The organism is Cryobacterium sp. TMT2-17-1 (genome assembly GCF_004402765.1).
GTDB classification, from domain to species: Bacteria; Actinomycetota; Actinomycetes; order Actinomycetales; family Microbacteriaceae; genus Cryobacterium; species Cryobacterium sandaracinum.
Genome location: NZ_SOGC01000016.1, coordinates 20,869 through 35,370, shown reverse-complemented (window position 1 = coordinate 35,370; position 14,502 = coordinate 20,869). Strand labels below are relative to the sequence as shown.

General features: G+C 65.8%; 12 protein-coding genes and 1 pseudogene. 5 read left to right on the top strand and 8 right to left on the bottom strand.

Annotated elements, in window-relative coordinates:
* Both E3O47_RS04105 and arfB read left to right on the top strand, forming a co-directional pair.
* The coding region (locus E3O47_RS04105) for an HNH endonuclease signature motif containing protein (protein WP_134419583.1) at positions 1–319 on the top strand (319 nt) is incomplete at its 5' end.
* A gap of 130 nt (positions 320–449) precedes the next feature.
* Positions 450–872, top strand: a complete 423-nt coding sequence (gene arfB, locus E3O47_RS04100; RefSeq protein WP_134401448.1) for an alternative ribosome rescue aminoacyl-tRNA hydrolase ArfB — start codon at positions 450–452, stop codon at positions 870–872.
* Between the two features lie 130 nt (positions 873–1,002).
* Here the strand turns inward: arfB and E3O47_RS04095 are convergent, their stop codons facing one another.
* Complete coding sequence (locus tag E3O47_RS04095; protein WP_134419581.1) at positions 1,003–2,886, bottom strand: FAD-binding monooxygenase; 1,884 nt, start codon at positions 2,884–2,886, stop codon at positions 1,003–1,005.
* Positions 2,887–3,161: 275 nt separating this feature from the next.
* Entirely contained in the window at positions 3,162–4,010 is an 849-nt protein-coding gene (locus E3O47_RS04090; RefSeq protein WP_255573019.1) for a Cof-type HAD-IIB family hydrolase, read from the bottom strand.
* Between the two features lie 211 nt (positions 4,011–4,221).
* Between E3O47_RS04090 and E3O47_RS04085 the strand changes: the two genes are divergently transcribed.
* Positions 4,222–7,251 carry an aminotransferase gene (locus tag E3O47_RS04085; RefSeq protein ID WP_166785316.1) on the top strand — a complete coding sequence of 1,010 codons (3,030 nt, stop codon included), beginning with the start codon at positions 4,222–4,224 and terminating at the stop codon, positions 7,249–7,251.
* A gap of 273 nt (positions 7,252–7,524) precedes the next feature.
* Positions 7,525–8,898, top strand: a complete 1,374-nt coding sequence (locus E3O47_RS04080; protein WP_134374470.1) for an NAD-dependent succinate-semialdehyde dehydrogenase — start codon at positions 7,525–7,527, stop codon at positions 8,896–8,898.
* 189 nt (positions 8,899–9,087) lie between these two features.
* Here the strand turns inward: E3O47_RS04080 and E3O47_RS04075 are convergent, their stop codons facing one another.
* The 3 genes and pseudogenes from E3O47_RS04075 to E3O47_RS16450 all read right to left on the bottom strand — a co-directional run.
* Positions 9,088–9,873, bottom strand: coding sequence for a sulfite exporter TauE/SafE family protein (locus E3O47_RS04075; protein WP_134342404.1), 786 nt, complete (start codon positions 9,871–9,873; stop codon positions 9,088–9,090).
* 194 nt (positions 9,874–10,067) lie between these two features.
* Positions 10,068–10,418 carry a hypothetical protein gene (locus tag E3O47_RS16455; protein WP_347232579.1) on the bottom strand — a complete coding sequence of 117 codons (351 nt, stop codon included), beginning with the start codon at positions 10,416–10,418 and terminating at the stop codon, positions 10,068–10,070.
* Positions 10,419–10,485: 67 nt separating this feature from the next.
* Positions 10,486–11,435, bottom strand: a pseudogene (locus E3O47_RS16450) (IS1380 family transposase); the annotation flags it as partial.
* 258 nt (positions 11,436–11,693) lie between these two features.
* Between E3O47_RS16450 and E3O47_RS04050 the strand changes: the two are divergent.
* Positions 11,694–13,061: an NAD-dependent succinate-semialdehyde dehydrogenase gene (locus E3O47_RS04050; protein ID WP_104101534.1), complete on the top strand. Its 1,368-nt coding sequence runs from the start codon at positions 11,694–11,696 to the stop codon at positions 13,059–13,061.
* A gap of 100 nt (positions 13,062–13,161) precedes the next feature.
* Here E3O47_RS04050 and E3O47_RS16445 read toward each other — a convergent pair whose 3' ends face one another.
* The 3 genes from E3O47_RS16445 to E3O47_RS04040 all read right to left on the bottom strand — a co-directional run bounded on the left by E3O47_RS16445 (position 13,162) and on the right by E3O47_RS04040 (position 14,494).
* Positions 13,162–13,254, bottom strand: a complete 93-nt coding sequence (locus E3O47_RS16445; RefSeq protein WP_166785315.1) for an SsrA-binding protein — start codon at positions 13,252–13,254, stop codon at positions 13,162–13,164.
* The gene (locus E3O47_RS04045; RefSeq protein WP_134419571.1) at positions 13,251–13,502 is read right to left on the bottom strand and encodes a hypothetical protein; all 252 of its coding nucleotides are present in this window, start codon (positions 13,500–13,502) and stop codon (positions 13,251–13,253) included. Before E3O47_RS04045 ends, E3O47_RS16445 begins: the two co-directional genes overlap by 4 nt.
* Positions 13,503–13,597: 95 nt before the next feature.
* Positions 13,598–14,494 (bottom strand): carbohydrate ABC transporter permease, encoded by an 897-nt coding sequence (locus tag E3O47_RS04040; protein ID WP_241986090.1) that lies wholly within the window; start codon positions 14,492–14,494, stop codon positions 13,598–13,600.
* Between the last annotated feature and the right edge of the window lie 8 nt (positions 14,495–14,502).

The following is a 14,502-nucleotide window of genomic DNA, read 5'->3' as shown; positions in this document are numbered from 1 at the left end:
CGGCGGCTGCATCATTCCGGGGTGCACCGTGCCCGCCGCCTGGTGCGAAGTACACCACGTCACCCCCTGGCACCGCGGCGGAAAAACCGAGATCGACAACGGGGTCCTGTTGTGCTGGTACCACCACCACAGCATCGACACCTCCGGCTGGAACATCCGCATGATCCGCGGCACACCCCAAGTCCGGGCACCCTACTGCTACGACCCCACCCGCACCTGGCGGCCTGGGGGAGGGAACCCGGCCAACCGGGCACCGGTCTCGGCGGGCTCGACCAGCGTCAACGTGCCTTCCCGAAATCGGGTCACCACCGCCTCCTAAGAACGTGGCTTCGTCCGCCACCACCCGGGCGCACAGTGCCCCCACAGTTCGACAGGCGCGATCACGGTGCTGTTTGGCCACCGGAGCACTCCAGCCGACACCAACCCCAAGATCGTGTCACGCTGGTCACATGGATCTGGAGGTGTCGCCCGCGCTGATTATTCCCGAGCGCGAACTCGGCTGGCGGTTCTCGCGGTCGTCAGGGCCGGGCGGCCAGCACGTGAACACCTCCGACAGCCGCGTCGAGCTCATCTGGAGCGTTGCCGAGTCGGAGAAGCTTTCCGACGACCAGCGGATGCGCCTGCTCGCCCGCCTCGCCAAACGCCTCGTCGACGGGGCGATCACCGTGACGGCGTCCGAGCGGCGCTCCCAGCTGCGCAACCGCGAGCTCGCTCTGGCGAAGCTCGCCGACATCGTGGCCACGGGCCTGGCTCCCGATGCGCCCATCCGCCGGCCGACCAAACCCACTCGTGGTTCGGGCCGAAGGCACCTCGCCGCGAAGCAACAGCGGTCGGCCACCAAGAAGCAGCGGCAGAGGCCGTCCGCCGACTAGCTGCGAGAGCGGGTGAATCGTCGAACAGCGCAGCACAAAGCGACGAGTCACCCGCTCTCGCTGCCTGAGGTGTCCGCAGGAGCGGCTAACGCAGGAGCGGCTAACGCAGGAACGGCTAACGCAGGAGCGGCTACCGCACCAGCAACATCTGTCGGAAGAACGCCGCGAGCTCAGCGGTCGCGGTCAGCGGCAGCACGTTAGCCACATACATGTCCGGGCGCACCACCACGACGGCACCGCCGCGGTCGATCCCGCGCAGCTCGAAGATGTCGTGCGCCGGGTCGGTTGCATAGAGCTTTTCGTAGTCGATCAGCTCAAAGGGTCCTCTTATCGGCAGGAAAACGCCCGGAACCCGGCCGATGTCCACCCCGGTGTGCTCTTGCTGGTAGACCACCTTGACGTCGAAGACACTGTCGATGTCGCTCCCGGTAGGGGTGTACGCGAGCAGCGGCGACTCTAGTGAGGTGCGAATCCACTCGGCCCACTCGGTCAGCGCCGAGGCATCGCCGGACACAGCGGCATCCGCGAACGCGTACAGGCGCCACCGGCCATCGGCGCGGTGGTGGTGTCCGAGCTGCACGGGGTTGGCGTCGCCGACGCGCACCACCGGGGCGGACTTAAAGCGCTTGCCGAGCGGGAATCCCGTGGCGAGGTGCTGGTGTGTTGCCTCGCCGGTCAGCATCGACGGCGGGTATTCCGTCATGAAACCCGACGGGAACTCGGCCGTCTTCGTATAGAACTCCTCCAGTGGAACTTCCAGATCCTCCGACTTCGTCGCCATCAGGGTCGACCAGGTCTTGTCGAAATCGATCAGGTTCTTCGCGATGACCTGGCGCTCGGCAGAGTAGGTACCGAGCAGGGATTCGGGGCTGCGGCCTTCGATCACGTAGCCGAGTTTCCAGGCCAGGTTGAAGCCGTCCTGCATCGACACGTTCATGCCCTGGCCGGCCTTGGCGCTATGCGTGTGGCAGGCGTCCCCGGTGATGAACACCCGCGGGGTGCGTGTGCCGATCTCGTGGGGGAGGAGGTCGTCGAACCGATCGGTGAGACGATGGGCGACCTCGTACACGCTGTGCCAGGCGACATTCTTCACGTCGAGGGTATACGGGTGGAGGATGCCGTTGGCCTTCGCGATGATCTCCTCGATCGTCGTCGTGCGCACTGCCCCGTTGTCGTCAGCGGCCACCTCGCCGAGATCCACATACATGCGGAACAGGTATCCGCCCTCGCGCGGGATGAGCAGGATGTTGCCGCCGGATTCGGACTGGATCGCGCACTTCATGCGGATGTCCGGGAAGTCGGTGACCGCGAGCACGTCCATAACGCCCCAGGCGTGGAATGCCTGGTCGCCGGCGAGCGTACAGCCGATCGAGTCGCGCACAGCGCTGCGGGCACCGTCGGCGCCCACCACGTACTTGGCGTGCACGACGCGTTCCTGGCCCTGCTTCTCCCCGGTGGTGTGCACGAGCGTCACCGTGACGGGATACTCGCCCTCGTCGGTGTTCTCCAGGCTGCGGAAGTCGAAGCCGAAATCCGGCTCCATTCGCGTGGGGGAGTGCGCCATCACCTCGGCGAAGTAGTCGAGAACACGCGCCTGGTTGACGATCAGGTGCGGGAATTCGCTGATGCCGGTGGGGTCGTCCACGGCACGGGCCGAACGGATGATGCGGGTCACGTCGGCGGGGTCCGGTGTCCAGAAGGCCATTTCGGTGATGCGGTAGGCCTCGGCGATGATGCGTTCCGCGAAACCGAACGCGTGGAAGGTCTCGACGCTGCGGGCCTGGATGCCGTCGGCTTGCCCGATTGCGAGGCGCTCACCGCGGCGCTCGACGATGCGGGTCGTGATACCGGGGAACTGGGAGAGCTGCGCGGCGGTGATCATGCCGGCTGGGCCCGTTCCGACGATGAGAACGTCGACGTTCTCGGGGAGCTCGCCCGGGCGATTGAGGCCGACCCCGGCGGCATCCTGGATGCGGGGATCGGTGGACACGTATCCGTGGTGGTGAAACTGCACGGCTTCCTCACTTCTTTGTGGGCTCTGCGTGGGTGAATCGGACGTCACTGTCGTAGCGTGCATGTCCTGACGTGTTCGATAATCGAACACAAAGTTCTATTATCGCTTCTCGGATCATATATCATCCGGCCGGCCACGACTAGAGGAGAGGCGGCGAACCAATTCGACGGAGATTCTCGTCGAAAACAGCCATTCCGTCGTGTTCGGGCCCGCTATGGGCAAAATCTCCGTCGAATTCGTTCGGGACGGAGGCGCGGCAGGGAGCTACCGGGCGATCAGGCGGTCACGTGCGCACTTTGCAGGTGCGGTAGGGCGGCGAGGATACTGCTGACCACGCCGGCCTCCGAGCTCGACGGCGCGATGTTCGCGGCGCGCGCCAGGATGCTCGGGTGGCCGTTGGCCATGGCATAGGAGTGCCCGGCGGCATCGAGCATCTCGGCGTCGTTGAGGTAGTCGCCGAACGCCATCGTCTGGGCCCGGCTGATGCCGAGCTGCTGCTGGAGCCGTTCCAACGCTCGACCCTTGTTCGCTCCCTGGCGCATCACATCGACCCAGTTCTCGCCCGAGACCACGACCTCCGCGGGCAGCCCCAGGCCGCGCAAGGCCGGTCCGCTTCGCTGTTCGGCGCGGGCAGGGTCGTAGATCGCCAGTTTCAAGATGACATCGTCGAGGGCGGCCGCATGCACATCCGCTACGACCTCGACCGCTGCGTAGTACCGGCGAACCTGGTCGACGAAGCGCTCGTCGCTGCGCTCGATGTAGGCGCTCCGGGCGCCGCAGACGACGAGCCCCAGGTCGGCACCCGTGGCGGCGGTGCCGCGCACCCAGTCCACGATGGGGGCGATGATCTCGGACATGACGGGTTCGACGTCGATGCTGATGCCGTCCTGCACCACGTTGCTTCCGTTTTCCGCGATGTAGATGAGTCCGTCGTGCTCGCCGAAGATGCCGTGCAGTGTCTGATACTGGCGTCCGCTGGCCGGCACGAACAGGATCCCGGCCCGATGGAGGTCGTCGAGGAGCGGCCAGAACGCGTCGGGCACGTTGCCGTCGTCGTCGAGAAGAGTGCCATCCATGTCTGAAACGATGAGTCGGATGTCGGAGGGCTCTGCTAAGTGGTTCACTGCGGCGGCTTTCGGTCGTTGTTCGTTCCCGGAATCCACGAGTGTTCGCTCGCGTCCCTTGGTCTGTGACGACGACGCTGTCTCTCTCGATGATGTCATCTCTGCCCGCCGGGCTCCGAGTTGCGCGCGAACTGAGCGTTGGGCGCACAGAACGAGCGGCCCTGGTGCCAAACTGGCAGGATTCATTGCACTATCTGCGAGGAGCGTCGACGTGCCTGGTTTTGATTTCTTCAGCGGCCAGGGGCTCGTGCGCCCGGATATCACCGCGGCCGACGCCGAATCGATGGCGTCCTCGCTCTTCGGGATCACCGGCACGGCCCGCGAGCTCGGCAGCCAGCAGGACCGCAACTTTTTGATCACCGCCACCGGTGCCGCCACCAGTGCCGCCACCGGTGCCGCCACCAGTGCCGCCACCGGTGACTCCGCGGGTGACTCCGCCGGTGACTCCGCGGGGGGAGCGACGCAGCGCTACGTGCTCAAGGTCGACAACCCGGCCTTCTCAGCCGCCGAGCTGGCCGCGCAGGACGCGGTGATGGTGTTCCTAACCGAGCACGGCATGCGCGTGCCGCAGCCCGTGCGGGGGCTGAACGGCCTCAGCCGCCAGCACTGGCACGCAACGGATGCCGCCCTCCTCCCGGTGCGGCTACTCACCTTCCTCGAGGGCCCGTCGCTCGAGGCGCGGGGCTATCTGGCCCCGCCGGTGGTCCGGGCGCTCGGCCGGCTCTCGGGCACCACGTCGCTGCACCTGCGTGACTTCGCGGCGGACGGCCTCGACCGCACGCTGCAGTGGGACCTGCGCAACGCGAAGACCGTGATCGACCTGCTGATGCGCTGGGTGCCGGCGGAAGAGACCAGGGATCAGCTCCGTGCCATCGCCGACAGCGCCGCCGCACGTCTGGCGGCTGTGGCCTCCGTGCTGCGGCTGCAGACCATCCACGGGGACATCACCGACGACAACGTGATCTGCCGGGTGCTGCCGAACGGCCACCACGTGCCCGAGGGGGTCATCGACTTCGGCGATCTGGCCACCGGGTGGCTGGTCGCGGAGCTGGCGGTCACGGCGGCATCCGTTCTGCACCACATGCCGGACAATCCGCTGGCGGCCCTCGAGGCGATCGTCGCCTTCGACGAGGTCGTTCCCCTGACCGAGGCCGAGATCACCGCGCTCTGGCCGCTGATCGTGCTCCGCGGGGCGGTGCTGGTGGCCAGCGGCGAGCAGCAGGTGCAGATCGACGCGGACAACGACTACGCGAGGCACCGGATGGACGCCGAGTGGCAGGTCTTCGCCGCAGCCAGCGCGATCGGCTGGGAGGAAGCGGACGCGGCCATCCGGCAGGCGCTCGGTCGGCGGCCGCACACTGGTGCCGAACACACGACCGTGCCCGAACACACGACCGTGCCGATGATCCCCGCGCTCGCCGACGGCGACTACGAAATGCTTGACTTCACCGTGACCAGCCCGGCCCTGGCCGACGGCCTCTGGCAGACAACGGATGCCGAGTGGCGGCTCGCGCAGGCCGCCCTCGCCCGACGCAGCGCCGCCGTCGCCCCCTACGGCCAGTTCCGGCTCACCCGAACCCCGCCGCACTCGCGCCGGGAACCCGACACGTTCGCGCTGTTCACCGAGGTCTACCTGCCTGCCGGTTCGGTGATCGTCGCGCCCGCGGCTGCCTCGGTCACCGAGATCGGAGGCGACACTCTGGTTCTGACGCTGGCCGGTTTCGGGCTGCGCATCGGCGGCATCGTGTCGAACCTCGTGCCGGGGACCGCGATCGCCGCAGGGGAGCCCGTGGGCGTCGCGAGCCCGGTTGCTCGGGTGACCGTGCAGAAGCTCGCTCGCCCGGGTCTGCCGGTCCCGCACTTCACCCAGCCCTCCCGGGCCGCCGCGTGGGCAACCCTCGCACCGGACCCGGCGCGGCTGCTTGGGCTGGCGCCGCAGGCATCCGTCGTCGACCCGGCGATCGAACTGGCCCGGCGCGGTGCCATGATGGCCGCGGCGCAGGAGAAGTACTACGAACGGCCGCCGCAGATCGAACGCGGCTGGCAGGAACTGCTGATCGACACTCACGGGCGCTCCTACGTTGACATGGTCAACAACGTCGCCGTGATCGGGCACAGCCACCCCCGGTTCACCCGTGCCGTGAGCGATCAGCTGGCGTTGCTCAACACGAACTCCCGGTTCCTCTACTCGGCGTTGGCCGACCTCTGCGAACACATCGTGGCGACATCACCGGATCCCATCCTCGACACCGTGCTTCTGGTCAACAGCGGCAGCGAGGCCGTGGACCTGGCCCTGCGCCTGGCCCGGATCCACACCGGTCGCAGCAACGTCGTCGCCTTACGAGAGGGCTACCACGGCTGGACGTCGGCCTCCGACGCGGTGTCGACCTCGGCCTACGACAACCCTTTCTCCTTGGCCTCCCGGCCCGACTGGGTGCACATCGCGGATGTTCCGAACTCCTATCGCGGGACGCATCGCGGTGCCGGGGCGGCAGGGGAGTACGCGGCCGACCTGGCCCGGCTGTTGGCCGATCCGGACGGCCCGGGGGCTGACCTGGCCGCGTTCATCTGCGAGCCCGTGCTGGGCAATGCCGGCGGCGTCGTGCCCCCGGCGGGATACCTCGCCCGTGTCTACGAGCAGGTCCGTGCACGCGGCGGGCTGTGCATCGCCGACGAGGTGCAGGTCGGCTACGGCCGGCTGGGCAGCCACTTCTGGGGCGTGCAGCAGCAGGGCGTCGTGCCCGACATCCTCACGGTGGCCAAGGCGATGGGCAACGGATACCCGCTCGGCGCGGTGCTCACCCGCCGGGACATCGCCGAATCCCTGGCCAGGGAGGGCAACTTCTTCTCCTCGGCCGGCGGCAGTCCGGTCAGCTGCGTCGCGGGGCTGGCCGTGCTCGACGTCATCCGGGACGAATCCCTCCAGCAGAATGCGGATGCCGTCGGCCGGCACCTGGCAGGCCGGCTTGCAGAACTCGCGGAACGGCATCCGTTGATCGGGATGGTGCACGGCCTGGGCCTGTACATGGGGGTGGAACTCGTGCGCGACCGGGACACCCTGGAGCCGGCGGTCAGCGAGACCGCCGCCATCTGCGAACGGATGCTGGAGCTCGGCGTGATCGTGCAGCCCACCTCGGAGAGGCAGAACGTGCTGAAGATCAAGCCGCCCCTGTGCTTGAGTCGGGAGAGCGCGGACTTCTTCGTCGACCGACTCGACGAGGTGCTGCAGGGCGGCTGGTAGCGTGCACGACGTGCTTGACCACCCCCGCGCCGAGCACCCCCGCGCCGAGCTCGCGGCGCTTTGCGCTCGCGGCCTCGACTGAAACGCCGACGGGTTGTGCCGCCTGACAGTTGAACGCAATCCGGTGACAGACCCGGAAGGCCGAAAAAGTTCACCAAAATGGCTGGCCAAAACCCCTGACAGCGGCAGACTGTAACGACACGGGCGCGACCGGCTCCGGCAGCAGCGGTCCCGTCTTGATCGGCGTCAACGAAGCAAGCTTGGGGAGAAAATATGAACAAGTACACAGTCACGAACCCCGCCACCGGGGACAGCGGACCGAGTTTTACTCTGGCAACCGATGCTGAGGTGACCGAGGCCATCGGAGCCGCAGACCGTGCGCACAGTGAGTTCTCTCGCCGCACGTCGGTCGCCGAGCGCGCGGCCCTGATGCAGCGTGTCGCGCACCTGCACACCGAGCGGCGTGAGAATCTGGCCGAGCTCATCGTGCGCGAGATGGGCAAGCCCGTCGCGCAGGCCCTCGGCGAGGTCGACTTCGCGGCCGACATCTACTCGTACTACGCGACCCACGGCGAGGCCTTCCTCGCCGATGAACCGATCGAGCTGCTCGGTGGTGAAGGCTCGGCGTTCATTCGGAGCGCCTCCCTCGGAGTGCTCGTCGGGATCATGCCGTGGAACTTCCCCTACTACCAGGTCGCCCGCTTCGCCGGTCCGAACCTGGTTCTCGGCAACACAATCCTGCTCAAGCACGCCTCGCAGTGCCCCGAGTCCGCTGCCGCGATCGAGGCGATCTTCACGGATGCCGGTTTCCCCGACGGCGCATACCGCAACGTCTACGCCTCCAGTGCTCAGATCTCCGACATCATCATTCCGGACCCCCGTGTCTGCGGTGTGTCGCTGACCGGTTCTGAAGGCGCGGGTGCGGCGGTCGCGGAGGTCGCCGGCCGCAACCTCAAGAAGGTCGTGCTCGAACTGGGCGGATCCGACCCGTTCATCCTGCTCAGCACGGACAATATGGACGAAGCGGTCGACGCCGCCGTCGACGCTCGCCTCGACAACTCCGGCCAGTCCTGCAACGCGGCCAAGCGCTTCATCGTGATCGACGGCCTGTACGACGCCTTCCTGGCGAGCTTCACAGCGAAGATCACCGGCAACGTTCCCGGAGACCCCACGTCGCCGGACACCACGCTCGGCCCGCTGTCCTCCCTCGGTGCCGCCGAGGGCCTCGAGGAACAGCTCCAGCGCGCCGAAGCCCAGGGCGCAACCGTCACCGCGCGGGGAAACCGCATGGGCGCCTTCTTCTCGCCGACGGTCCTGACCGATGTGTCCCCTCAGAGTGACGCTTACCGGGAAGAGTTCTTCGGCCCGGTCGCCGCCGTCTATCGCGTGGCGAACGAGGCCGAGGCCGTGCAGGTGGCCAACGACGTCCCGTACGGCCTGGGTTCGTATCTCTTCACCACCGACCCGGAACAGGCCCTGCGGGTGGCGGACCAGATCGACGCCGGGATGGTCTTCATCAACGGCTCGCTCCTCGACGGAGCAGAGCTGCCCTTCGGTGGAGTGAAGAGATCTGGCTTCGGCCGTGAACTGGGACGCTTCGGCATCGCGGAGTTTGCCAACAAGAAGCTCATTCGCATCCTCAGGTGACACGCGGTGGCGCGCCGCCCGTCTCAGACGGTGGCGCGCCACCCGCCCGCGCCAGACTGCGGCATCCGGTCTCCCTGACGAATTCGACGGAGATTTGGGCCGAAACGGCTCCAAATCTGCCCAAAACTGCGCGCTGCCTCAAAATCTCCGTCGAATTGGTTCGGCGCCGGGCCCGGGCGGCTCCGCCCCCTAGCTCAGGAAGAGCACCACTGCGGCGGTCACCGCGACCACGACCAGGATGGTGCGCAGTACCGGCGCGGAGAGCGTGCGGCCGATACGGGCACCCAGCCAGCCGCCCGCGGCGGAGCCGATGCCGATGAGGAGAGCGATTCTCCAGTCCACGGTCCCGCTGGAGATGAAGATGATCGCCGAAACGATATTCGCGACTCCGGCGAGCACGTTCTTGGTCCCGTTGGCCCGGTGTATGTCGGTGGACCAGAGTATGCCCAGCAGTGCGAGCAGCACGACCCCCTGGGCGGCACCGAAATACCCGCCGTACACGCCCGTCGCGAGCACCCCGAGAATGAGCCCGAGGGTGAGGGGACGCGTATCCGTTTTGGTCAGCAGTGTGCCGGCGGGTGCCGCCGGCGCCTTACGTCGCACGAAGCCGGCCACCCGAGGCTGGATCGCCGAGAGCACCGCGGCCAGCAGCAGCAGGAAGGGCACGACGCCGGCGAACGCCTGTGCGGGCAGGGCGAGCAGGAGCAGACCGCCGACGATGCCGCCCACGGCGGAGAAGATCGCCATCACAGCTACGGGGCGCCACTGCGACCGCAACTCGCGTCGGTAGCCGTGGGCGCCGGCAATGGACGCAGGGATCAGACCCACGGTATTGGACACGTTCGCCGTGATCGGCGGCACGCCCAACGCCAGGAGAACGGGGAAGGTGATGAGTGTTCCGGCGCCGGCGACCACGTTGATGACTCCCGCGGCCAGCCCGGCGATCAGGATGATCGCACCTTCAAGCAATGTCACATCTACCCCCACCCGCCGTTGGACCGTGCAGGTCAAGGCTAGTTCAGGAAAGCTGGTTCAGGCGATGGCCGGCACCGGGGCAGTGGATGCTGCGGTTGTGGCTTGCATCACCGGCTCCCCATCGCGACGGGCATCGCGACGTGACTATGAACGGGGTCGGAATCTGTCGAACCGTCAGCTTCGGCCCCCGGTAGTCACCGCGCTTCTGGCGCTGGGGGAGCCTGATGTCGAGCCCAGGGAACGGCACGTACGGCACCAGGCTGAGGAGGTGGCTGATGATGTCGAGGCGAACCCTCTTCTTGTCGTCGGTATGCGCGACATACCAAAGCGCCCAGCGGCGTCATCCGCAGGAAGTGCTCGGTCTGATCCGGAGTGCAGAAACCCATCACCCGCTCCACGCCCGCATGGTTGTTCCAGCTGCGGTCGAAGAGGACCAGCTCGCCGGCTGCGGGGAAATGCTCCAGGTAACGCTGGATGTACAGCTGGGACTTCTCGCGTTCAGTGGGAACGGCAAGTGCCGCGACTCGGAAGAACCGGGGGCTCACCTGCGCGGTGGTGCGTTGGTAGTGCCGCCCTTGCCGGCCGTGTCACGCCCCGCGAACACGAGGCAGCCAGGCGTCCGGTGATGTTCTCGGCCTTCTTGCGGGACGTGAACGCGGTGAACGGGACCTCGGCGACTTCGGTGCTACGTGATCCACGTTTTCGTGCTGTTGTCATAGATCGCGTTGGTGTACGCAATCGCTGTCCAGGCGTTGTCGGGGATCGTTCCGATCGCTCGTTTGATGGCGGGGTTCACGCGGGCGGTGACGGAGACGTCGGCACCGGTTGTGAGGGCCGCACTGATTGAGGCGTGACCGTAGCAGGCAGAGTCGGCGCGGAGGAGCACGCGCGTTTTTTCGGCTCCGTGGAGCCGTTTGGTGGTGGCGAGGGCATCACGGATCAAACGGGCGGCGCCGCGCTGTGACCCGCACGCACCGCGGCGGAGCCGTTGACCGATGATGATCGGCGCTGATGATGATCGGCACTGACACGTCAGTTTTCAGCGCGTCGAGCAACACGTTGAGGCCGCGCACGCCGGAGTACCTGTAGCCGGAGCCTTCCTTCTGGTACCCGTGGACTTCGATGATGGTGTCGTCAATGTCGAGGAAGATGTAGCCGTCGGTGTCGTGCACGAGCAGTGGGGTTTCGGGCGCGAGGCCCCGCATGAAGCGTGAGGCGACGGCGTCGAGCTGCCGGACGTGACCGAACGCGAACTCGCGCAGGAACGACCCCGACGTCGACGGCGCGTATCAGTTGGTGAAGACCTTCCGCATGCCGCCGTGATGAAGAATCGCGAGGTCGTCGATCGAGTCTGCGCCGGCGACCATCCCTCCGACCAGTGAGGTGACTTTCAAGCCGGCGTTGGCACCCTTGTCGGCGGGGACGGTCAGCCACTGATCGGCCAGGGTCGCCAGCCCCGCTCGGGCGGCCAATTTCATGATCGGGACCAACTCAGCGCCCGACACAAGATTCGGGTCGGTAAATGATGCAGAAACGGTGCGGTTGGTGTGGGTAGCTTGCATCTACAAGATGCTCATCTGTTTGGTAAATTTATACTCTAGACAAGTTCTATCTACCTGATCAGCTGGGTATTCTTGGTATATCGCGCCGTCAAAATCCCACGTCGACCCGTGGATTCAGGCTAAGAAGACCACACCGAGACGAAACGAGCCGCCGCAACTTCCGCTGGCCTCATTCGCCTTGACAAATCCCGCGAACATGGTTGGCTCGTATCAGTGCCAATTTCCGGAACATAGTCCTACCGTGAAAGGAGGTGGCTCGTGAGCCACCATGCCGTTGTCAACCCCGCCACAGGCGAAACCATCAAAACTTACGCCCAGCTTTCTGCTGATGAAATCGAGCAGGTTATCGCATCGGCGGATGAGGCCCACCGCGGCTGGTCACGCAGCTCTTCAACCAACGAGCGGGCCACACTCCTGCGCAGGGTCGGCGATTTGCATGAGGAGCGCCGTGACAAGCTGGCGGCCATGATCGTGCGCGAGATGGGCAAGCCCGTCGATCAAGCGCTCGGCGAGGTCGACTACGCCGCCGACATCTACCGGTACTACGCCGACAACGCGCAGGAATTTCTGAAGGACGAACCAATCACCCTGCTGAGCGGCGAGGGTTCCGCGTTCATGCGTTCCAAATCGCTCGGTGTGCTGATCGGTGTCATGCCGTGGAATTTCCCGTACTACCAGGTTGCGCGCTTCGCCGCACCGAACCTCATGACAGGCAACACGATCATCCTCAAGCATGCGTCGCAGTGCCCGGAGTCGTCCGCGGCGATTGAGCAAATCTTTCACGACGCAGGCTTCCCGGCTGGTGCCTATACCAATGTGTACGCGGACAGCGAGCAGGTCGCCACGATCATCGCCGACCCGCGGGTGCAGGGCGTCTCCCTCACCGGTTCGGAGGGCGCCGGCGCGGCCGTTGCCGAGGTGGCCGGTCGTCACCTCAAGAAGGTCGTGCTGGAGCTGGGCGGATCAGACCCGTTCATTCTGCTGAGCACCGACGACATGGCCGCCGCAGTGGATGCCGCCGTTGCCGGTCGCCTCCGCAATGGCGGGCAGGCCTGCGACGCCGCCAAGCGATTTATCGTGATCGATGAACTTTACGATGAGTTCACGGAGAAGTTCACCGCCGCCATCCTGGCTTGCTCTCCCAGCGACCCGACCGTCCCCGGGGCAGACTACGGACCCCTCTCGTCCCTCGACGCGGCCGAACATCTCGCGGAGCAGGTCGAGCGTGCAGTCGCACAGGGAGCGACCTTGGCGGGCACTGGCAAACGGTCTGGTAACTTCTACCCGTCTGGCGTGCTCACCGATGTCACGCGAGACAACGACACATACCACGAGGAGTTCTTCGGCCCCGTAGCGTTCGTCTACCGGGCAGGCTCAGAAGATGAAGCCATCGCCCTCGCGAACGACACTCCGTTCGGGCTCGGCTCCTACCTGTTCACGACCGATCCCGAGCAGGCACTGCGGGTTGCCGACCGCATCGAGGCCGGCATGGTCTACGTCAACCTCGTCAACGCCGGCAGCGCGGAGCTACCGTTCGGCGGAGTGAAAAGAAGCGGCTTCGGGCGCGAACTCGGACGCTACGGTGCCAGCGAATTCGTGAACAAGAAACTCATTCGTATCGGCTAGACCCATCGCAGACCCCGGCGAACGCCGTTCAGTCGCCGAGTCTGCGGCACGCGAAAACTGCTCGTGCCGCCTCGTGGTCGTCCTGGCGTTCACGCAGCGCCTAGCGACCGCCGAACCCGCGTTTTCCGTGGGCGACCGCGAGTTCGACTTTCGCTCGACCATCGTTGAAGAACAGCGAGAGCAGCACGATCATGCGTCCACCTCCGTCGCCTTGTTGTGGATCTTCACAGGTTGCCACCGGTTCTCCGGGTTGAGCAGACCAGCGCCCACCAGTTCGAGCGCGGAACGGTGATCAGCCAGGTTGGTGCTGGCCCGCGGATGCCGCGGCCACGCTTGCTTACCCAGCGTGCTCGACTCAAAAACAATGGTCGGCTCGACACGTGCGGATGCCGCAGCCGGACCCGAAGCGCCGACGTCATCGTGGTCGGCCACGAACAGCATTCATCGATGCGCGCAACGTCGGGCGGATCGCCGCCTCGACCCGGTCCCAGCCCGGCCACATCGGGTCGGATACTTGACGAATTCACAAGCCACACCTATTTGATGCCGCTGCGCGCGAATCCCTGCACGAAGAAGCGCTGGAACACCAGAAACAGCACCACCATGGGCACCACGTTGATAAGGGCGAACGCCATCGTTGCACCGAAATCCGACCCGAATTGGCCCTGCAAGTAGAGCAGGCCGATCGGCAGGGTGAAGAGTTCGTTCTGCTTGAGGGCGATAAGTGGCCAGGCGAAATCATTCCAGGACTGCAGCAGCGTCATGAAGAACAGCACAGCGATCAGCGGCTTTGAGAGCGGCAAAACTATACTCGTGAACACTCTAAAGTGGCTAGCCCCGTCGATGAGCGCCGCCTCGATCAGGTCGCGCGGGATGGAGAGAATGAATTGGCGTGCGAGGAACAACCCGAAAGCGCTCGCGGCCGTGGGCAGGATGACCGCCCAGTAGCTGCCGTAAAGCCCGAGGTTCGTTACGAGCCGAAACAGCGGCACCATAATCACCTGCACGGGGATCATCAACGTTGTCAGGGCGATGAGAAAAACGACGTTCGAACCGCGGAACTTGAGCTGCGACAGGGCATACCCGCCTAACAGGTTGACGAGCACCGTGAGAACTGCCACCGTGATCGAGATCGCCATGGAATTGCTAAACCATGTGGCAATCGGGAACCCTGCGAGGACGCGCTCAAAGTTTCCGACTGTCAGGGTACGCGGCCAGAGACGCAGTGTGCCACCCAGCAGCTCGGACCGCGATGAGAACGCGACTACAAGCATCCAGTACAGCGGGAACAGCACAACGATGCTGATGAGGATCGCCGCAACGATGCGGGCGACGAGCCCCCGTCGCGAGCCTCTGCGCGAGCGCGGCACCCCTAATCTTGTCGTCTTCTGCCTGCGGGTCGCCGGCGCTGGCGAGAGGGTGGATGTTGTCACGATTGTGT

Coding starts and splice junctions, on each gene's coding strand:
- arfB (WP_134401448.1), top strand. CDS start 450: ATGGATCTGGAGGTGTCGCCCGCGCTGATTATTCCCGAGCGCGAACTC.
- E3O47_RS04080 (WP_134374470.1), top strand. CDS start 7,525: ATGAACAAGTACACAGTCACGAACCCCGCCACCGGGGACAGCGGACCG.
- E3O47_RS16445 (WP_166785315.1), bottom strand. CDS start 13,254: ATGATCGTGCTGCTCTCGCTGTTCTTCAACGATGGTCGAGCGAAAGTC.
- E3O47_RS04045 (WP_134419571.1), bottom strand. CDS start 13,502: ATGCTGTTCGTGGCCGACCACGATGACGTCGGCGCTTCGGGTCCGGCT.